General features: G+C 71.6%; 20 protein-coding genes and 1 pseudogene. 9 read left to right on the forward strand and 12 right to left on the reverse strand.

Going from position 1 to position 18,016, the window contains the following annotated elements; translation table 11 throughout:
* The first annotated feature begins 4 nt into the window (after positions 1–4).
* Positions 5–2,110 carry an MMPL family transporter gene (locus ACFWUZ_RS22575; RefSeq protein ID WP_384375622.1) on the forward strand — a complete coding sequence of 702 codons (2,106 nt, stop codon included), beginning with the start codon at positions 5–7 and terminating at the stop codon, positions 2,108–2,110.
* 158 nt (positions 2,111–2,268) lie between these two features.
* Here the strand turns inward: ACFWUZ_RS22575 and ACFWUZ_RS22580 are convergent, their stop codons facing one another.
* The 7 genes from ACFWUZ_RS22580 to ACFWUZ_RS22610 all read right to left on the reverse strand — a co-directional run bounded on the left by ACFWUZ_RS22580 (position 2,269) and on the right by ACFWUZ_RS22610 (position 8,661).
* Positions 2,269–2,697, reverse strand: coding sequence for an ATP-binding protein (locus ACFWUZ_RS22580; protein WP_384375625.1), 429 nt, complete (start codon positions 2,695–2,697; stop codon positions 2,269–2,271).
* Positions 2,698–2,834: 137 nt separating this feature from the next.
* Positions 2,835–3,197, reverse strand: coding sequence for an STAS domain-containing protein (locus ACFWUZ_RS22585; protein WP_384375628.1), 363 nt, complete (start codon positions 3,195–3,197; stop codon positions 2,835–2,837).
* 28 nt (positions 3,198–3,225) lie between these two features.
* A complete protein-coding gene (locus tag ACFWUZ_RS22590) occupies positions 3,226–3,684 on the reverse strand; it encodes a response regulator (protein WP_384375631.1) in 459 nt (152 codons plus the stop codon).
* Positions 3,681–5,363 carry a CHASE3 domain-containing protein gene (locus ACFWUZ_RS22595; RefSeq protein ID WP_384375634.1) on the reverse strand — a complete coding sequence of 561 codons (1,683 nt, stop codon included), beginning with the start codon at positions 5,361–5,363 and terminating at the stop codon, positions 3,681–3,683. Before ACFWUZ_RS22595 ends, ACFWUZ_RS22590 begins: the two co-directional genes overlap by 4 nt.
* Positions 5,345–6,571 (reverse strand): PP2C family protein-serine/threonine phosphatase, encoded by a 1,227-nt coding sequence (locus ACFWUZ_RS22600; protein ID WP_384375637.1) that lies wholly within the window; start codon positions 6,569–6,571, stop codon positions 5,345–5,347. The genes ACFWUZ_RS22595 and ACFWUZ_RS22600 overlap by 19 nt, the downstream gene beginning before the upstream one ends.
* A 213-nt stretch (positions 6,572–6,784) precedes the next feature.
* The gene (locus ACFWUZ_RS22605) at positions 6,785–7,321 is read right to left on the reverse strand and encodes a MarR family winged helix-turn-helix transcriptional regulator (RefSeq protein WP_384375640.1); all 537 of its coding nucleotides are present in this window, start codon (positions 7,319–7,321) and stop codon (positions 6,785–6,787) included.
* A gap of 155 nt (positions 7,322–7,476) precedes the next feature.
* Entirely contained in the window at positions 7,477–8,661 is a 1,185-nt protein-coding gene (locus tag ACFWUZ_RS22610) for a PP2C family protein-serine/threonine phosphatase (RefSeq protein WP_384375643.1), read from the reverse strand.
* Positions 8,662–8,810: 149 nt separating this feature from the next.
* Between ACFWUZ_RS22610 and ACFWUZ_RS22615 the strand changes: the two genes are divergently transcribed.
* Positions 8,811–9,257 (forward strand): MarR family transcriptional regulator, encoded by a 447-nt coding sequence (locus tag ACFWUZ_RS22615; protein ID WP_384375646.1) that lies wholly within the window; start codon positions 8,811–8,813, stop codon positions 9,255–9,257.
* Between the two features lie 278 nt (positions 9,258–9,535).
* Here ACFWUZ_RS22615 and ACFWUZ_RS22620 read toward each other — a convergent pair whose 3' ends face one another.
* On the reverse strand, positions 9,536–9,883 hold the full coding sequence (locus ACFWUZ_RS22620; protein ID WP_384375649.1) for a hypothetical protein: 348 nt from the start codon (positions 9,881–9,883) through the stop codon (positions 9,536–9,538).
* Positions 9,884–9,971: 88 nt separating this feature from the next.
* Between ACFWUZ_RS22620 and ACFWUZ_RS22625 the strand changes: the two genes are divergently transcribed.
* From ACFWUZ_RS22625 to ACFWUZ_RS22635, 3 genes and pseudogenes are all read left to right on the forward strand, one after another.
* Entirely contained in the window at positions 9,972–11,063 is a 1,092-nt protein-coding gene (locus ACFWUZ_RS22625; protein WP_384375652.1) for a PP2C family protein-serine/threonine phosphatase, read from the forward strand.
* A 147-nt stretch (positions 11,064–11,210) separates the two neighbouring features.
* Positions 11,211–11,618: a YciI family protein gene (locus ACFWUZ_RS22630; RefSeq protein ID WP_384375655.1), complete on the forward strand. Its 408-nt coding sequence runs from the start codon at positions 11,211–11,213 to the stop codon at positions 11,616–11,618.
* Positions 11,615–12,626: pseudogene (locus ACFWUZ_RS22635) on the forward strand (RNA polymerase sigma factor); the annotation flags it as partial. The gene ACFWUZ_RS22630 and the pseudogene ACFWUZ_RS22635, both read left to right, overlap by 4 nt.
* Positions 12,627–12,922: 296 nt before the next feature.
* Here the strand turns inward: ACFWUZ_RS22635 and ACFWUZ_RS22640 are convergent.
* Together ACFWUZ_RS22640 and ACFWUZ_RS22645 are read right to left on the reverse strand one after the other, a co-directional pair.
* A complete protein-coding gene (locus ACFWUZ_RS22640) occupies positions 12,923–13,276 on the reverse strand; it encodes a hypothetical protein (protein WP_384375658.1) in 354 nt (117 codons plus the stop codon).
* A complete protein-coding gene (locus ACFWUZ_RS22645) occupies positions 13,273–13,641 on the reverse strand; it encodes an STAS domain-containing protein (protein ID WP_384375661.1) in 369 nt (122 codons plus the stop codon). Before ACFWUZ_RS22645 ends, ACFWUZ_RS22640 begins: the two co-directional genes overlap by 4 nt.
* Before the next feature lie 602 nt (positions 13,642–14,243).
* Here ACFWUZ_RS22645 and ACFWUZ_RS22650 point away from each other — a divergent pair.
* From ACFWUZ_RS22650 to ACFWUZ_RS22660, 3 genes are all read left to right on the forward strand, one after another.
* Positions 14,244–14,582, forward strand: a complete 339-nt coding sequence (locus ACFWUZ_RS22650) for a MerR family transcriptional regulator (protein ID WP_384375664.1) — start codon at positions 14,244–14,246, stop codon at positions 14,580–14,582.
* A gap of 203 nt (positions 14,583–14,785) precedes the next feature.
* Complete coding sequence (locus ACFWUZ_RS22655; RefSeq protein ID WP_384375667.1) at positions 14,786–15,847, forward strand: hypothetical protein; 1,062 nt, start codon at positions 14,786–14,788, stop codon at positions 15,845–15,847.
* A 224-nt stretch (positions 15,848–16,071) separates the two neighbouring features.
* Positions 16,072–16,221 carry a hypothetical protein gene (locus ACFWUZ_RS22660; RefSeq protein ID WP_384375670.1) on the forward strand — a complete coding sequence of 50 codons (150 nt, stop codon included), beginning with the start codon at positions 16,072–16,074 and terminating at the stop codon, positions 16,219–16,221.
* Positions 16,222–16,471: 250 nt separating this feature from the next.
* On the opposite strand, the gene ACFWUZ_RS22665 is transcribed toward ACFWUZ_RS22660, so the two are convergent.
* Together ACFWUZ_RS22665 and ACFWUZ_RS22670 are read right to left on the reverse strand one after the other, a co-directional pair.
* Positions 16,472–16,564: a hypothetical protein gene (locus ACFWUZ_RS22665; RefSeq protein WP_384375673.1), complete on the reverse strand. Its 93-nt coding sequence runs from the start codon at positions 16,562–16,564 to the stop codon at positions 16,472–16,474.
* A 168-nt stretch (positions 16,565–16,732) separates the two neighbouring features.
* Positions 16,733–17,269, reverse strand: coding sequence for a DoxX family membrane protein (locus ACFWUZ_RS22670; protein ID WP_384375676.1), 537 nt, complete (start codon positions 17,267–17,269; stop codon positions 16,733–16,735).
* Between the two features lie 324 nt (positions 17,270–17,593).
* Between ACFWUZ_RS22670 and ACFWUZ_RS22675 the strand changes: the two genes are divergently transcribed.
* Complete coding sequence (locus ACFWUZ_RS22675; protein WP_384375679.1) at positions 17,594–17,755, forward strand: hydrophobic protein; 162 nt, start codon at positions 17,594–17,596, stop codon at positions 17,753–17,755.
* Positions 17,756–18,016 lie beyond the last annotated feature (261 nt).

Genomic DNA, 18,016 nt, shown 5'->3' on the forward strand with positions numbered 1-18,016 from the left:
CGTCATGTCCACAGGCTCATCACGGTTCACCCGCTGGCTGGTCCCCGTCGTCCTGGTCATCGTCTGGCTGCTGGCCGGAGGTGGCCTGGGCCCGTACGCCGGAAAGCTCGGCGAGGTCGCCACCAACGACCAGGCGGCATTCCTGCCCCGCAGCGCGGAGTCGACCCGGGTCGTCGAGGCACAGAAAGCCTTCCGGCAGGACGAGAGCCTGCCCGCGGTCATCGTGTGGACCGCGAAGAACGCGCCGGTCGAGCTCACGGTCCAGCAGCAGGAGCAGGCCACCAGGGCCCTGGCCGGCCTCAACGGCACCGACAGGGTGGCGGCGCCCTCCTCTCCCGCGGTGCTCTCCGCCGACGGCGAGGCCCTCCAGGGCGTCGTCCAGCTGAAACCCGACCTCGGCGAAGAACTGCCCGCAGCCCTGCAGGACATCACGGACGCCGCAGCTCAGGTGCCCGGTACGGTCGCCCAGGTAGCGGGCCCCGCCGCCAGCCAGGCCGATCTCACGGACGCCTTCGCCGGCATCGACGGACTGCTGCTCGCCGTGGCGCTGATCGCCGTCCTGCTGATCCTCCTCCTGGTCTACCGCAGCGTGCTGCTGCCCTTGGTGATCATCATCGGGGCCGTGTTCTCCTTGGGGCTCGCCTGCGCCATCGTCTACGCCCTCGCGGACAACGGCGTCGTACGCGTCGACGGACAGGTGCAAGGGATCCTGTCCATCCTCGTGATCGGCGCCGCCACCGACTACGCCCTGCTGCTCACCGCACGCTTCCGTGAGGAACTCTCACACCGCGACGACCGCTTCGCCGCGGTCCGCGCTGCCCTGCGCCGGTCGGCCGGCCCCATTACCGCGAGTGCCGCCACCGTCGCCCTCGGCCTGCTGGCCCTGCTCCTGAGCGACCTCACCAACAACCGCGCCCTCGGTCCCGTAGGAGCCATCGGGATCCTGTGCGCGGTCCTGAGCACCCTCACCTTCTTGCCGGCGGTCCTGGTCCTCCTCGGCCGCACCGCCTACTGGCCCGCCAGGATCCGCCCCGCGGGCCGGAAGGGCACGGGCCACGGCATCTGGGAAACCATCGCGGACCTCGTCGACCGGGCCCCCCGCAAGGTCTGGGCCGTCAGCCTCGCCGCACTCCTGGCGTGCGCGGCGTTCGCACCGACCCTCCATGCCAGGGGAGTGCCCCTCGACGAGATCTTCGTGAACGACGCCCCCTCCGTGGCCGCTCAGCAGACTCTGAGCCGGCACTTCCCCGGAGGGTCCGGAAACCCCGCGGTCGTCATCGCCGACGAGGCCCGACTCGCCCAGGTCAGGCAAGCCGCCGAGGGTACCGAGGGCGTCGCCACGGTCGTCCCGGCAACCGCCGCCGGGCCCGCCGGCGGAGCGCCGCTCGTCGCGGACGGACGCATCCGCCTCAACGCCACCCTCGAAGCCCCCGCGGACAGCAGCGCCGCCCAGCAGACGGTCGTCCGGCTGCGCCAGGCCGTCCACGCGGTGCCGGACGCCAACGCCCTCGTGGGCGGCTACACCGCCCAGCAGTACGACACCCAGCGCACCGCGGAGCACGACCGCACCCTCATCATCCCGGTCGTCCTCGTGATCATCCTGGCCATCCTCATCGCCCTGCTCCGCTCACTGGTGATGCCCCTGCTCCTGGTCGCCACCGTCGCCCTCAGCTTCGTCGCGACCCTGGGCGTTTCCGCCCTCGTGTTCCAGCAGCTCCTGGGATTCAGCGGAACCGACTCCTCCGTACCGCTGTACGGTTTCGTCTTCCTCGTCGCCCTGGGCGTCGACTACAACATCTTCCTGATGTCCCGCGTGCGCGAGGAATCACTCCTGCACGGCACCCGCCAGGGAGTGCTGCGCGGGCTGATCGCAACCGGCGGAGTGATCACCTCCGCGGGCGTCGTCCTGGCCGCCACCTTCGCGGCGCTCGGCGTCATCCCCCTGGCGTTCATGCTCCAGATCGCCTTCATCGTCGCCTTCGGCGTCCTCCTCGACACCCTCGTCGTCCGCTCACTCCTGGTCCCCGCCCTCGTCCGGGACATCGGTCCGGCCGCGTGGTGGCCCGGCAGGCTCAGCCGCACCGCTGACGAGGCTCACGCCCCGCGGTGACCCCGTACGCCCGGCCCCGCGGACCGGTATCAGGAACAGCTCGTCCACGCAGCACGGCCGCCCCGTCCTCCTCGACGGACGGGGCGGCGGACGAGGGCCTCCAGGCCATGCCGGTGGTCGTGCTCACCAGGGGAGCGGGGGAGGGGCCGCGGAGGGGGTCAGTGGCCCGGCGAGACGTCCGTGGGCATGGCCGACCCGTCCAGCGGGACGAGGACCTCTATGCGTTTGCCGCCCTGCTCGGTGGGCTTGATCGTCACGCTCCGCGCGAGCCGGTGTACCAGTGGCCAGCCGAAGCCGCCCACGTGGAGGGTTCCGGCCAGGCGGGGCCTGACGACCGGGGACTCGCCGCTGGCGTCGGTGACCTCGATCCGCAGGCAGTCCGCGGACACCGAGGCGCTGAAGTCGAGCAGTCCGCCGCCGTGTCGGATCGCATTGCTGACCAGTTCCGACGTCACGAGCAGGGCATCGGTCAACGCCGCGTGCGCGGGCGCAGACCCGAAACCGTCCGCGCCGCCGCGGGATGCCTCGATGAGCAGCCGCACACGGTCCCTGGCCTCCATGGCGGTCCGCGGGACGGGATCCACCACTTGCCCCTCCTCGTACGGCACAGTTCACCTCAATCGTCGAAGTCATCCCGCGGCCGGTCGGTGTCCGCCTGCCCCACTGGCGCCCCCACAATCGCAGAGGCAAATGTTCGCTTCGCCCCGCCCTCCGACCGGACGGGTCACCGCCCCCGCGGCGGGAGGTCGACGACCGTCGCCTCGGCCACATCGACGGCATGCGCGAAAGCCCGGTCCGCGCCGGTCATTTCGAGCAGTCGCGCCAGTCGGTGCGGGACCTCCCCCGCCAGCACCACGGGGCGGTCCAGGGCGGGCTGCAGCATGACGCTGAGGGCCGTCGAATCCACGAACGTCACCCCGGCGACATCCAGCACGAAGCGTGCGACACCGGGAACGCTCGGATCCATCGCCGTCCGGAGCTGCTCCACCGTGTCCATGTCGAACTCGCCGGCCATGACGACGATGCGCACGTTCCCCTCGGACCGCGTCTCGACGTAGTTGCGCCCGTCGGCATTGTGCGTGTCCATGTTCCCCACTCTCGATTCTTCGCTGATGTCAGACGGCCCGCGGCAGCTTCACCACGGTGACGAAGAAATCGTCGATCTGCTGGATGGCCCGGATGAACTGGTCGAGGTCCACCGGCTTCGTGACGTAGGCGTTCGCGTGCAGTTTGTAACTGCGCAGGATGTCCTCCTCGGCCGCGGAGGTGGTGAGCACGACCACGGGGATGTGGCTCAGCCCGGGATCCGACTTGATCTTCTCCAGGACCTGCCGGCCGTCGTACTTGGGAAGGTTCAGATCGAGGAGGATCAGATCGGGACGCGGCGCTGACGTGTGCTCCCCGCGGCGATAGAGGAAGTCCAGTGCCTCCAGGCCGTCCCGCACCACGTGCAGGATGTTGCCGATCTTGTTGTCCTCGAACGCCTCCCGGGTCATGAGTTCGTCGCCCGGGTCGTCCTCGACGAGCAGGATCTCCGCGGGAGCCGTCTGTGGCCGGGAAGTGGGTGTGGTCATCGGTTGCTTCCTTCGGGGGCAGCGGGGCCGGGGGCCGTGGGGAGGGGCGCGGCGGAGGGCGACGGGGAATCCGGTACGGCTCCCTCGCCCTCCCGGGGGAGCATCGGCAGGGTGAACACCAGCCGGGCGCCTTCGGTGTACGAGGAGTCGATCCGGATCTGCCCGCCCGAATGCTCGACGATCTTCTTGCAGAGCGAGAGACCGATCCCCGTGCCGCCGTAGGCCTCCCTCCCGTGGAGCCGCTGGAAGATGACGAACACCTTCTCCGCGAACTCGGCCGGAATGCCGATCCCGTTGTCCGTGACGGTGAAGACGTGGAACCCCGGAGCCGACTCGTCCTCGCTCACCGCCAGTTCGACGCGCGGCGTGCGGTCGGGAGCACGGAACTTGACCGCGTTGGCGACCAGGTTCTGCCAGAGCATCGTGAGGAGCGTCGGATCGCCCAGGACATCGGGCAGCCGGTCCGGCCGGATCACCACCGCGCCGCTCTCCTCCACGGCGGTGGACAGGTTGCGCAGCGCCCGGTCGAGCGTCCCGTCGAGGGCCACCGTCTCCCGGGCGTCCTGCACGCGGCCCACCCGGGAGAACATCAGCAGGTCGTTGATCAGAACCTGCATCCGCTTCGCGCCGTCGACCGCGAAGCCGATGTACTGGGCGCCCCGCTCGTCGAGCTGGTCCCCGTAGCGCTTCTCCAGCAGCTGGCAGAACGAAGCCACCTTGCGCAGCGGCTCCTGCAGGTCGTGCGAGGCGACGTACGCGAACTGTTCCAAGTCGCCGTTGGACCGCCGCAGTTCCGCCGCCTGCGCATCAAGATCCGCCGCCGTGCGCTGCAGCTCCTCGGCGCTGCGCCGCGAAGCCGTCAGCTCGGCGACGGTTCGCCTGCGCATGGACTCCACCGCCTCGGCGAGCGAGCGCAGGTCGGACGGACCGTGCTGGGGGATCTCCTCCTCGAAAGCCCCTTCCGCGACCCTGCGGGAGGCGGCCCGCACCGAGGACAGCGGCCGCAGTACACCGACGTTCAGCAGCACGGCGACACCGGCGCCCGCCACCAGGAAGAGCGCCACGATCACCAGGAGGACATGGTCCCGCTCGGAGCGGGCCTCACCGAAGGTCGTACGCGCCTGGCTCTGCAGCCGGTCGAGGCGCGACTGCTGCGCCTCCACCCTTCGGCGCACCTCGTCGAAACGCTCCTTGCCGGACAGGACGGAGGGTGCTGCGCCCTCCCCGCGGGCCGCGGCGACGGCGGGCGTGGCGAACTCGTCCTGCCAGACCCGCGCGGCTTCCCGCACGGCCGCGATGTCGGCCCGTACGCCGGCGTCGCCGTCGAGGACCGTCGTGAGCCTCTCGACGGCACGCTGCTCGTTCTGCCGGCCGCGCTCGTACGGCTCGAGGAGGGCCGGATCGCCGGCCAGGAGGTACCCGCGGATCCCGGTCTCCTGGTCCAGCAGGGCCGCCTCGAGCCGCAGCGCTTCCCGTTGCGCCGGGAGGATGCCGTCGACGAGCTGGTTGCCCGCCGCGGTCGTGTTCGACAGGAGGGCGGCTCCCACCGCGGCCGTGCCGATGACCATCAGCGCGAGGAGGGTGAGGGCCGTCGTGAACCACGTGCGCAGGCTCGGCCCCCTGTGGGCTCGGGGGCGGAATTCGGCTTGTTCCGGGACGCTCACGAGGGACTGTTCCATTCGAGGTGAAGTACGGCGACGTCGTCGGCCAGGCCTCCCCAGTCCGCGGCCAGCTCATGCGCCGCGCCGATCAGGGTGTCGACGAAGGTCTCGGCGGGCAGCTCCGAGTGCTGGCGGGCGAGGTCGAGGAGCCCCGTCTCGTCGAGGCGTTCCGGGCCCGGACCGACGCGGCCCTCGATCAGGCCGTCGGTGAACAGCATCACGGCATCGGCCGGATCCATCTCGACCTCGTGGACGGGCCAGCCCGAACCCCAGCCCGGCATGATGCCGAGAGCAGGGCCGCCGGGCACCTCCAGCAGGCGGACGCCGCCCGGGGAGCGGACCAGGAAGCCCGGGTGTCCGGCCCGCTGTGCGGCGATGGTCCGACCGCCGGGGGCGCGGGTGACCGCGATCAGCGTCGCGAAGATCTCCGGCCCGGACCGCTCGGCGAGCAGGATCTCCTCCAGGAGGTCGAGCAGGTCCTTGCCCCGCGCACCGGCCATCACGAAGGCGCGCCACGCCACCCGCAGGCACACCCCGAGAGCGGCCTCGGCGGGGCCGTGCCCGGAGACGTCGCCCACGACCGCGTGCGTGGCCCCGTCCGGGGTCTGTACGACGTCGTAGAAATCCCCGCCGAGCAGGGCCTGGGCCCGGCCCGGCCGGTACCGGGCGCACACCGTGACGGTGTCGTCCAGCAGCAGCGGGGTCGGCAGCAGCCCGCGCTCGAGGCGGGCGTTCTCCTCGGCCCGCAGCCGACCCGCCTGCAGTGCGACGGCCGCCAGCTCCGTCTGCTTGCGCTGTATCGCGTAGCGGATGGCACGCATGAAGACGTCGGCCTCCAGGCGGCCCTTGACGAGGTAGTCCTGGGCTCCGGCCGCGACGGCCGCCAGCCCGGCCTGCTCCTCCGACAGCCCGGTGAGGACGACCACGGCTGCCTCGGCGGACGCGGCCAGTACCCGGTTGAGGGCGTCCAGGCCTTGGGCATCGGGGAGGTGCAGGTCGAGCAGGACGCACTGGGGCGGCTCGGACTTCAGGACGTCCAGGGCCTGCGCGAGGGAGCGAGCCCAGCCGAGGCGGACGTCGATCCCGCTGTCCGCCACCAGCTCCTCGACGAGCAGGGCGTCGCCCTCGTCGTCCTCGATCAGCAGCACGTGGGGTGGCCGCCCGCTCCACAGGGCACGGGAACGGTCCTCGTCGACGGACGAGGTCAGGCCGAGCGAGCTCTCCACGCGTCGCGTTTCCCTTCTCGCCACGAAGTGCGCACCCTCGACTCTCGACGGACGCCTGGTTGCGTCGGCCTGAGCTTAGAGCGATTATTTGCCGTTAGGCAATGTTTCATCTGGTCAATTACCCTCGCGCGACAGCAGCCGCAGCGGCGGGCCCCTCGGAGGCCGATTCCCGCCCGCGCCGACGGCGCCCCGGGCCGTTCCTGCCCGGTTGCCTCAGGCGCTGCCGAACACGGGCCCGGCGCCGCGACCGGTATCCCGCTGCGCGCCGCCTTCTGCCCCGCCGGCCGCCCGGTCGTCCGGTACGGCCGTGTCCTCGCCGGCCGGAAGGCCCGCGGGGAGTCCCGTCGCGAGGACGTCCTCCGCCTCCCGCCGGAACCCGATCAGGCCGCGTACCAGCGCCTGAACCTCCCCGGCCTCCATCCGGCCGAGGACCTCGGACATCTCGCGCGCGCGGATCGCCCGGTGTTCGTCGAGCAGAGCCCGACCGCTCGCCGTCAGGCGCAGCTCGACCTCCCGCCGGCTGGTGGAGCTCGGGGTGCGCGTCAGCAGACCGATGGCCTCCAGCCGGTCGCACAGGCGCGTCACCGACGGCGGCCGTGAACCGAGGACGGAGCCCAGCGTGCGCAGATTGATCCCCTCGGCCCCCTCCACGACGCGCAGCGCCCGCAACTGTGAAGGCGAGGCCGCGGGCGTCGGGACGTCCTGGCCCCGCGCCAGCAGGACCTCGAGCAACTCGGCGGCGGCGCCCACTGCCGCAGCAGCGCCGACTGGAGCGGCCGGGCCATCCGCCGTGCCGGACCGACCGCCGGGAGGGGACATGACGTCCACTCTGCCACCGGTCGACGCGCACTGTCCCCCCGGTGCGCGCACGATCGGGGCGAGCCCGCCCCTGTACCCCGCCCGCCCTAGGCTCCGCCCGGTTCCCGGCCGTCCCGGCCGTGCCAGTCCAGGCAGACGACCAGGGCGTCGTCCGAGGCATCCAGGTCGCCCCGGTGCGCGGCCAGCTCCTTCAGCACCGCCTGCGGCACCTGGGAGGGCGGGAGCAGGCGGGTGCTCATGAGGGCCCGGATCAGCGCGCGCAGGCCGTACGGCTCACCGGCGGGGGAGACGGCGTCGTACACCCCGTCGCTCAGGAAGAACAGCCGGTCACCGGGAAGTACCCGCAACCGCTGGGAGGCGTAGACGGTGTCCTCGAACATGCCGAGCGGCAGCTGGGCCTCCAGCTCGACCGCCTCCACCACGCCGTCGCGCAGCCGCCAGATCCGCGGCGATCCTGCGTCGATGACCTCCACCTCCCCGGTGTCCAGGCAGAAGCGGAGCAGCAGCATCGCCAGGTACTGGTCGCCCCGGTGCTGGCCGTACACCGCCTGGTCGGCCAGGGCGGCCTGGTCCGCGAGCGTGAGTCCGGCCCGGCGCGCGTTGCGCAGGGCGCTCACCGTGAGATGGGTGAGCAGCGCCGCGTCGATCCCCTCGCCCATGCCGTTGTTGACGGTCAGGACGAGGTCCTCGGAGGACTCCGACCAGTCGAAGCAGTCGCCGAAGATCGCGTAGGCGGGCTCCAGCTGACCCCCGAGGTCGTACTCGGGGCGCGAGCAGGAGCGTCCCGGCAGGAGCTGCCACTGGATCTCCGCGGCGAGGGTGAGACGGGCGGCACGCCGCGCCCGGAGGAAGAGATCCGTGTCGCGGTCGGCGACGACGAGCTCGTGGGCCAGCGCGTCGGCCACCTCCTGGAGATCACCGAGGATCCCGGGACCGTAGACGTCCGCGGGGAACGCCGCGCTCAGGACCGCGTGACGGTCACCGCGCACGCTCACCGGCAGATGGACCGTCACCTCGTTCCCGAGGGTGACCACGTGTGCCTCCTGTGCCCCGAAGGCGCGGCCGGGGGCGCTGCCGTGCACCGGGACGGATTCGGCGGCATCGGCCGCGCGTGCGGTGACGGGCTGGAGTCGTGCCAGGGCGTAGTCCGCCATCAACAAGGTGACGGACGTCGCGCCGTAGTGCCGGGACAGGACGTCCCGTACCTTGTCGACCAGCTCATGCGGTGCGGCGCGGCGCAGAATGCGCTCCACTCCCTCGGATGGCGCCATGGGCTTCGGTCCTGCCTTTCTCGGAGCTGCCAAGATGGGGGTCGAGCGGCCGGCCCGTCGGAGAAGGGCCGAGTGCGTGAGGTAGGGAGTGTCACATGAGTCGCAGTCCGAATCGCTCCCCTCTCCATGCGGCGTCCGGGGCAGCCGAGATGAGTGACCTGATCGAGCTGCTCGAGGTGGTCTGGGAGCGCGGCCGCGACACGGTCAGCGCGCCGCCGGTCTCCTCCGCCCAGGCCCGGGTCCTTTTCCTCATCGAGGGCAACGACAGGATCAACCTGAGCACGCTGGGCCAGCTGCTCGGCGCCGCTGCGCCGTCCGTCACCCGGCTGTGCGACCGATTGGAGGCCGTCGGCCTTCTCGAACGGCAGGCCCGCCCCGAGGACCGGCGTGAGCTGCTGGTGACGCTGACCCCCGCGGGCCGGACGTACCTGGTGCAGCTGCGGCAGCGCAGGGAGCAGGCGTTGACCGAGGCGATGGCCGCGATGCCGGCGGCCTCCCGAGCCGCCCTGGCGGTGGGCCTGGCCGACTTCAGGGCCGCCGTCACCCGCCCCCTGAAGCTGCCTCCCGCCGACGGCCTGGTGCCCCGGACCGCCTGAGCGAGGTGCCGCACGCTCGTGGCGTCCCCGGCGTGCGGCCGGCTGCGGACACCCGGCGGCCGGCTACGGGCGCACCGCGGCGTGGGGCCTGCGCCTCAGGCCGGAGGATTCCACGAAGCGGTGGCCGGGTGCTGCACGGCGAGCCCGGGTCCGCCCGGCCGGGAATGCGCCGGCCGTCCTCGCAGAGCGCGCAGTCCACCACCGCCGACGAGGAGGGGCGCTGCGGCGACGAAGGCCACCCCGCAGGGGGCATGGCCCGGCGCGGCCTGTCGCGGTCGTCACCGCACGCTCCACGCGCTGATCGTGGCGAGCGGGATCCGGAAGGACTCGCCCAGGGCGGTGGGAAGGCTGCTGGCGCCGGAGATGAGCTGGCACCCGTGGAGGTGCAGGAAGGCCGGCGGGTACGCGGGGATCTCCGCGGCTTCGCGGGCGAAGTCCTCGGCGAATCGTTCGTCCGGCAAGCCCGCGTCGCCGAGCCGCTCGGAGACGTCCGTGGCCCACTGCCGGTGCGGCGCGAGGCGACCGGTGATCACCACGCCCTGGGCCACGACCGTGATGCGAGGACCTTCGCCCTCCATCTCCGTCCGGTTGATCAGATCGATGAGCAAGTCGTCACGTGAGGTCATGCCGAAACTCTAATGATCATGGAGATGGGAGGGGGTGGCTCCCCCCGTCGGCGCGCTATGCCCCTATTGCCCAGATATTCTGGGGTGTGTGATCGAGTCTGGACGGCCGCGGCCCCGTCGGCGCTACGGCCGGGGGTGGTTCGTGCGGCTGTCGCCGGTCATCCTGACCGTCGTGATCGCCAGCCTGGCCTACGCCACTCCACCGGAGATGGCCTTCAGCCGCCTCCTGCCCGCGGCGCCGGCGCTGGCCGCCGCCATGTGGCCCGTCCTCCCGACCGTCCTGCTCGGGACCGTCTGCCTCCTCCTGATGATCGGCCTCAGCCTCGTCTTCCCCGACCTCGGAACGTGGTGGACGGCCGCGGGGATCATCGCGGTCACCGTGGCCGCCGCGTACGGAAGCCACGTGCGGCTCCAGCGGGAGCGCACCCTCTTCCAGGTACGGCTCGTCGCCGACGCGGCGCAACAGGTGGTGCTGAGCCCCATGCCGCGCCGCTTCGGGAACATCGAGATCGAGTCGCTGTACCTCGCGGCGGCGGCGGAGGCCCGTATCGGCGGGGACTTCTACGAGGTGGTGGACACGCCGTACGGGGTCAGACTGCTCATCGGTGACGTACGGGGCAAGGGCCTGCCGGCCGTGGGGGCGGCCGCGGCGATCGTCAACGCCTTCCGCGAGGCGGCGTACGACGAGACCGACATGGTCGAGGTCGCACGCAGGCTGGACGCCAGCAGCACCCGCTACAACGCCGCCTTTCCCCCCGACGGGCCCATGGAGCGCTTCGCCACCGCCCTTCTCGTCCAGATCCCGCACGAGGGCAGACGTATCGACATCCTCAACTGCGGACACCCCCCACCGCTGCTCCTGAACCGCCGGAAGCTCCGCGTCCTCGAGTCCGCCACCCCCTCGCCACTCCTGAGCCTCGCGGAGCTGATCGGCGATCACTACAACGTCGACACCTTCGACTTCACCCCCGGCGACCTGCTGCTCCTCTACACCGACGGGATCGCCGAGGCCCGCGCCCAGGACGGCGAGTTCTTCCCCCTGGCAGCCTGGATGCGCCGACAGCCCCCGACGCCGCCCCGCGAACTGCTCACGGCCCTTCACCACGACCTCCTCCGCTACAGCAGAGGACGCCTCGACGACGACATCGCCGCCCTCGCGGTACGCCTGTGTGACCCCTGAGGGACGGCGCCGGTTCTCTCCGTCCGCAGCACGCACTCTGTGCAGCCCGCCGGCAGATTCCGCGCGGGGATGTCGAGAACCCGCGCCCGGCTCCGTCCCAGGTGCGGACACGGCCACCACGGGCCGCACCTCACCAAGGAGAGGACGATGGCCCAGTACCTGCCGCTCAAGCACTACCGGGGCGCGCCGGCACCGGTCGACGACGTGCCGATGGACCAGTGGGAGCCGGAGGAGGTTTCCGCCCACGTGCAGTACATGCGGGACTTCGCCGCTCGGCTCGAGGGCACCGGCGAGTTCGTCGACAGTCAGGCGCTCTCCCCTGAGGGCACGTTCGTCCGCTACGACGGCGAGGGGCGGCCGCCGGTCACCGACGGGCCGTTCGCTGAGACCAAGGACCTGATCGCCGGCTGGATGGTGATCGACGTCGAGACCTACGAGCGCGCACTCGAGGTGGCCGGCGAGCTGTCCGCGGCTCCGGGCGCGGGTGGGAAGCCGATCCACGAGTGGCTCGAAGTGCGCCCGTTCTACGCCGAGCACTGCGCGACCACCGAGTGAACGAGCCGCTGCTCCGCGAGCTGGTGCCCGCGGTGATCGGTGTTCTCGTCCGTCGCGGAGCCGACTTCGCGGCGGCCGAGGACGCCGTGCAGGACGCCCTGGTCGAGGCCGAGCCGATGCCCGGCCCGGGCGAGGCGGTGGACGACACGCTTCAGCTGTACTTCCTCTGCGCGCACCCGTCCCTGACACCTGCCTCGGCCGTCGAGCTCACCCTGCGGGCGGTCGGCGGCCTGACCACGCGGCAGATCGCGCAGGCCTACCTCGTGCCGGAGGCGACCATGGCCCAGCGGATCAGCAGGGCCAAGCAGGCCGTCTCCGGCGTCCGGTTCGACCAGCCCGGTGACGTCGCCACGGTGCTGCGCGTGCTCTACCTGGTCTACAACGAGGGGTACTCCGGCGACGTCGACCTCGCCGCCGAGGCGATCCGGCTCACTCGCCGGCTGGCGGCCAGGACCCGCCATGAGGAAGCCGCTGGCCTGCTGGCGCTCATGCTGCTCCACCACGCCCGGGGCCCGGCACGGACCGGGCCCGACGGCAGGCTCGTGCCGCTTGCGGAGCAGGACCGCAGCCCGTGGAACACCCGACTGATCACCGAGGGCATCGAGACGCTCCAGGCCGTCCTCGCCCGCGACCGCCTGGGCGAATTCCAGGCCCAGGCCGCCATCGCCGCACTCCACGCCGACGCCCGGACGGCCGAGGAGACCGACTGGGTGCAGATCGTCGAGTGGTACGACGAACTGGTGGGCCTCACCGACAGCCCGGTGGCCCGCCTCAACCGGGCCGTCGCGGTAGGCGAGGCCGACGGCCCGCGGGCCGGCCCGACCGCCCTCGCGGAACTCGACCCCTCCCTGCCGCGGCACGCCGCCGTCGCGGCCTACCTGCACGAACGCGATGGCGATCCCGTGACCGCGGCCCGGCTCTACGCCCGAGCCGCCCGGTCGGCGCCCAACCTTCCCGAAACGCGACCACCTCACGCGACAGGCCGCCCGGCTCAACACGCAGCTGCGCAGTGAAGCAGGTGGTGACCGGGCGGCGCGGGCCCGCTCGGCTGAGCGGCGTGGGCACCTGCTCTGAGGGGGAGGGTAGGGGCAGGTGCCCACTGGTGTGGCGGTCGAGGGCCGCTCGTAGTCCCGGCCGCCTGTTTCCACCGTAGGACGTGGTGCGCAGTGCCTCCACCCGTCGGCTGCCCGGCCTCGGTTTCCCGGCCCGTTCGGCCGGGCCGGAGCCGGTGACCGCGGGGTGGCGCCCCGGTCTGCAAGCCCTCGTCAGCGCCCGCCTCTGCACCGCACGCCGGCGGATCAGCGTCACGGCTCGGCGGGACCGGTGTCGAGAACCAGGAGCCATGCGTCGCCGCGGGTCTCGACGGTGAAGCCGGCGCCGCGCAGCGCGGCGCCGAGGGCGAGCCCGAAGGCACGCCGGAGGCCGGGCAGGTCGCGGGCCGGGGACCGGTTGCGGCGGGGCCCGCGGCGTCGGGGTGGAGCGATCTCCTGCGGCATCCATCCGATCATCACGCCGCGGGCGTGCTCGATGAGGTGCACGCCTTCCGCGCCGGTGGCGATCTCCTCGAAACCGAGCTCGGCCAGCGCACGCCGCAGCCGAACCAGCAGGACCTCGGCATCTCGGTCATCGACGGTCGGGCTGCAAGCGGGCCCGGTCACCTCGGCGTCCCGTGGGAGGGGATCTGGTTGACGGGGAAGAGGGGGAGCGTGCCGCTGATGTCCAGGAGGCGCTGGAGCTGGTCGTTGGGGGAGTCGAGGTGGAGGGCGACGCCGGCATCCTGGGCGGCTCGCCGGGCGACGAGGAGGGCGTTGAGACCTGCGGAATCACAGAAGGTGAGCCGGCTGCAGTCGAGGACGACCGGCTTGGGGGCCGAGGCGTGCCGCAGGGCCTCGGCCAGCGCATGGCTCAGGTGGGGGCTCGTGGCGAGGTCGATCTCCCCGACGGGCCGCACGGCCACGGCATGGTCCAGCACCTCCACTGCCACGCCGGGCTCACCGGCGGTCCCTGACGGATTCACGGTCATGACGGAGCACTCTCTCGAAAAGCAGGCCGCGCGGGCGGCGGCACGGGGTAGCGGTCAGTTCCGGGTATTGCGCCGGTGGCGGCTGTCCTGGCGCAGCCGGTCGGTCTGGCGTGTCATGCCGTCGATTATGCAATCCGACAGCACGCGATTACCTCACTGGCAACCGGACGAAAATCTACCGTGACCGCAGTAGACATTTGCCCCTGCCGTGGTTATGGTTTCTCGCGTAGCCGAGATCCAGCAGGGCCGGCAGGGGCGAACTGCCGGCAAGCAGGACCTGCACCACCGCATTGCAGGTAGGTGCAGTGGCAGCAGTACGAGCGGTTCGCGGGACCCAGTGGCACGCAGTGTTCCGCTGAGGAGGTAGTTGATCACCGAGGAGAACGGAGGAGCCGAGCGCCATTCAGGATCGCCCGGGCGGACAGCGCGTAGCCCGGGTACCGCAGGACACCGACAGTGAGGTGGTCTCCGGTCACGCATCCGCGATCCCCGCACCCCCGGCAGCGTATCGGCCGGGCCTGCGGATGGTGTAGTAGTTCCTTCGGGGCCCTGGCGCGAGATGGCGCCAGGGCCCCTCCATGTGTTCCATGAGAGAGGTGCAAATGACCACAGATGACTCGTACGACCGTCTCGATGACGACGACTACCCCGCCTACACCATGGGCCGGGCCGCCGACATGCTCGGGACCACCCAGGGCTTCCTCCGCGCCATCGGCGAAGCCCGCCTGATAACCCCGCTCCGCTCCGCAGGCGGGCACCGCCGCTACTCCCGCTACCAGCTGCGCATCGCCGCCCGTGCCCGCGAGCTCGTCGACCAGGGCACCCCGATCGAGGCTGCCTGCCGCATCGTCATCCTCGAAGACCAGCTGGAAGAAGCCCAGCGCATCAACGCCGAATACCGCCGCCGGGTGGAGGAGCCCGCGGGGCCCACCGCAGTGTGAAGCGCGGCAGGCGCCTGTGCCGGCACAGGACGCCGGGCTCGATGGTGCGCGGGATGTGCAAGGGCAGGCCGGCCGGTGCGGACCAGTGTGGGGAGCGCGTTCCTGACGGCGTGTGCAGCCGTGCGGTTCTCGTCCGGAGAAGGCGCATCGTGCCTGTTCACCCCGTACGTCGGCCGGTTCCGGGGATGCGGCACGATGAACAGGTGAACGAACAGCAGGAAAGCACCGAAGAGCAGTCCGTCGCCGGTCTCGCCCGGCGACTCGTCGCCGCGGATACCGGTGGCTGGACCCCGGACGGGGTGAAGGCGTTGGTGGCCGGGCTCGGTTGGGACTGGAGCGGCACGCCCGACCGTCCCGTCGTGATCACCGGCCGGCCGGCGGGCGATGCCCGTCTGCGCCCGGTCGGTACGTACGAGGAGCGCTACGTCGACGGCGAGTCCTACGTGGAACTCGCCGTCCCGGTGGCGAGTGCCGCGCCGGACGCCGCGGCGCAGGCCGCGTCCTTCCGCGCCGCCGCGCAGGAACTGACCACGGAGCTGGGTCAACCGTCCGTCATCGGTTCGCACGGCGACATGGGCCCCTTCTACACCGGCGGGCCGCTCTGGGGAGCCCCGTTCATGCGCTGGCGCGGCAGCCCGGACACCCTGGAACTGCGCGCCGGCGAGGCGGGGCCGGAGCTGGTCCTGCAGCCCACCGACCCGGCGGAGGCATGGTTCTGGCGGCAGGGTGTCGGCGAGGAGCACTCGATCCGCGGGTTCTTCGGCAGCAATCGCGACCCGGCCAACGCCGGCCTCGGCTTCCCCGGCGGCTGGACCGCCCGGAGCTGGGAGACCCTGGTCCGGTCCCTCGGCGACTTCCTGGGAGCGCTGCCGGCCGAGACCACCGCCCTGGGCATCAAGGTCGGCATGCCGTTCTACGGGCGTACCGGCGGCAGCGCACCCCTCCTCTTCGACGTGGCCTGCGACGGCGAGCGCCTGGCGATCGCATGCTTCGCCCCGGACACCGTCGATCTCGCCGCTCTCGGGTGGGGCACCGCCGCCCAGCACCCGAACACGGCCTCGATCTGGAGCGGGGACGATCCGGTGTGGCGGGTGGATGCCGGCGGACCGGGCGAGCCGAAGGGCCGTGCCCTCGCGGAGATGCTCGTGGCCACGGCCAAGGCGGTGGGAGTGAGCGATCCGGCCGACCTCGTCGTGGGAGGAGAGGCCGAATACGTCGACGGCTACTACGTCACGTACTACGGACTGGGTCTCCTGACCGGCTGACCCTCCGGGGCGTGCGGTGTCCCCACACGCACTTCGTTCGCGGGACTCCGACTGCCGGCAGTGCCGCCGCACCCGCTACGCACGCCGGGAACCGGGACGCCGGCCGTACCGTCGTACAGGATGCCGGCGCATCCAGGGTGGCCGGGGACGTCTTGAGCCCGGACGGGTGTCACGCCATGGCCCCGCAGACGGTGCTGCCGATGTGGCGGCGGAGGGGAGGCGGCGTGCCTGATTGGCTCCTCGCCGTGCTCATACCGGGCGGCCTGTGCGCCCTGGGTCTTGGTGGATTCCTGCTGTGGGTCCGCTTCGGCACGGACGACCCGGTGGAGCACCACAGTTCCATGCCGCACACCTGGGAGCCACCCGAGGGCTGAGCTGTCGGCGGAGCGCGAGGTAGGGGAACGCGCCGGCCATCGCGCCCCGGCGCCCGACGGCCTCGCTGCACCGTCGGCCGTATCGCGGGCGGACAGGGTGGGTTCTGCGCGGGCCTAGGGTTCTCGGGGACTACACCGGCTGGGACGGCGAGCGGTGTGGGGAGACCGACGACCACCGGCCTGGCCTTCGAGGAAGTGACGGATCTCGGCGGCCAAGGATGCCAACTGCTCGCCGGCCTCAGGTGCGTGGTCACCGAACACCTCCAGCCGCCTGCGGCCTTCGCCATGGGCGCAGCGTCCAGGTCAAACCGACGTACCCACCGGGCCGGAAGACCGCGGACACGGCAAGGGCGGGCTGATTCCGGCGAGATGCCGACCGGGGCAGGGGCGAGTCGCCGCCGCCGAATCAACGGCACCGAACTGCCATGGCCTGGTCGGTGCCCCCCACGGCCGGGTTCCGGCGGTGGTCAGCACTCGGACGCGGGGGGTGCGGCGGCAGGTGGGTGAGTTGTCAGTGGGGAGTGAGGGAGGCCGCGACCGTTTTGACGCGGGTTGCCGTCCGGGCTGCGGCTACCTTGGCGGGGCGGCGGACGGTTTCGACCGGGTGCACGTGGTCGAGTGCGTGTCGGGAGCGGTAGGCGAGTGAGGGTTTGCCGTGGGTGTCGGCGGCCGCGATCAGGAGCCCTCCCAGGGCAGAGAGGTCGGTCAGGAAGTGAGCGCGCTGCCGTGCGCGCTCCTTCGGGTCCTCCACGGTCCAGAAGGCGTGTGCGGTGAGGGAGGTTGGTACCAGCGTGGCAGCGAGTGTGAGCGCGGCCAGGCGCGGTGCACGGCCCGTCGCGAGCATCAGTCCCGCTGCGGTCTGGATCGTGCCGGTGACGCGGATCAGTTGCTTCGGGTCCCCGGCGAGGGCCGGGATGCGTTTTCCGAGTGCCCGGATGACAGGCTGGGCCGTTTCCGCGACGACTTCGGGGCGGCGCAGGGTACGCAGTCCTCCGGTGACGAACGGAGCGGCGAGCAGGGGGCGAGCGAGCTTTCGTAGGACGGCCATGTTCCGCTGTTGCCCACACCGGGCCTGTCCATCCCAGCGGAGCCCCGACGTACCGCGGTGTCCGCTCCTGCGGGCTTCGGATCACCCGGGGGCGGAGGTCCGCAGGAGCGTGTTCGTCAGATCCGCCTCCTGGCGTCGTAGGCGAGCGACGGGTCGACGGGTCGGCCCGGGGTGATCGGAGCAGGACCTGCTGCCACGAAGGGGCCGGCTCACCTCTGTCGAAGGAGCGGAATCAAGTTCCCAACTGGGCCGATAAGAAACGGGTAAGAAGCCGCGCATGGTCTGGAATCGCAGGGGCATTCGGATCTTCGGAGGTTGATAACTATGGTTCCCCTGCTTCTCGTTCTTCTTCTCGCTCTCGTTCTGTTCGGTGCCGGCTTCGCGGTGAAGATCCTTTGGTGGATCGCCATCGCGGTGCTGGTGATCTGGCTGGTCGGGTTCATCGCCCGGCCGAAGGGCAGCAGCGGTCGTTGGTACCGCTGGTAGCCAGGCCGCTGGTCTGCTGTGATGTGGTGGGGCCCGCCCTCGGTCGAGGGGGCGGGCCCCACACATGTCTCTGTCCCTTTGTCATGGCGCGTGTTCACGGGGTACGTGCCGGCGTGGTTCGTCGCATGACCTCGGGAAGGAAATTCCGTTGCCGGTGTGTAGGACGGATTCGCCGGGGCAGGCGAGCTTTCGGAAAGGCTGCTCATCCCCGGCTTTGCCGGGTCCGAGCGGCCGCTGAGTTTCCAGCTTCATGGAGGGTTT

Source organism: Streptomyces sp. NPDC058646, assembly GCF_042716875.1.
In the GTDB taxonomy this organism is placed as follows: Bacteria; Actinomycetota; Actinomycetes; order Streptomycetales; family Streptomycetaceae; genus Streptomyces.

Excerpts from the sequence above, each read along its gene's own strand:
- ACFWUZ_RS22575 (WP_384375622.1), top strand. The coding sequence starts at position 5 with ATGTCCACAGGCTCATCACGGTTCACCCGCTGGCTGGTCCCCGTCGTC.
- ACFWUZ_RS22585 (WP_384375628.1), bottom strand. The coding sequence starts at position 3,197 with ATGGACACGCACAATGCCGACGGGCGCAACTACGTCGAGACGCGGTCC.
- ACFWUZ_RS22590 (WP_384375631.1), bottom strand. The coding sequence starts at position 3,684 with ATGACCACACCCACTTCCCGGCCACAGACGGCTCCCGCGGAGATCCTG.
- ACFWUZ_RS22595 (WP_384375634.1), bottom strand. The coding sequence starts at position 5,363 with ATGGAACAGTCCCTCGTGAGCGTCCCGGAACAAGCCGAATTCCGCCCC.
- ACFWUZ_RS22610 (WP_384375643.1), bottom strand. The coding sequence starts at position 8,661 with ATGGCGCCATCCGAGGGAGTGGAGCGCATTCTGCGCCGCGCCGCACCG.
- ACFWUZ_RS22615 (WP_384375646.1), top strand. The coding sequence starts at position 8,811 with ATGAGTGACCTGATCGAGCTGCTCGAGGTGGTCTGGGAGCGCGGCCGC.
- ACFWUZ_RS22620 (WP_384375649.1), bottom strand. The coding sequence starts at position 9,883 with ATGACCTCACGTGACGACTTGCTCATCGATCTGATCAACCGGACGGAG.
- ACFWUZ_RS22630 (WP_384375655.1), top strand. The coding sequence starts at position 11,211 with ATGGCCCAGTACCTGCCGCTCAAGCACTACCGGGGCGCGCCGGCACCG.
- ACFWUZ_RS22645 (WP_384375661.1), bottom strand. The coding sequence starts at position 13,641 with ATGACCGTGAATCCGTCAGGGACCGCCGGTGAGCCCGGCGTGGCAGTG.
- ACFWUZ_RS22650 (WP_384375664.1), top strand. The coding sequence starts at position 14,244 with ATGACCACAGATGACTCGTACGACCGTCTCGATGACGACGACTACCCC.
- ACFWUZ_RS22670 (WP_384375676.1), bottom strand. The coding sequence starts at position 17,269 with ATGGCCGTCCTACGAAAGCTCGCTCGCCCCCTGCTCGCCGCTCCGTTC.
- ACFWUZ_RS22675 (WP_384375679.1), top strand. The coding sequence starts at position 17,594 with ATGGTTCCCCTGCTTCTCGTTCTTCTTCTCGCTCTCGTTCTGTTCGGT.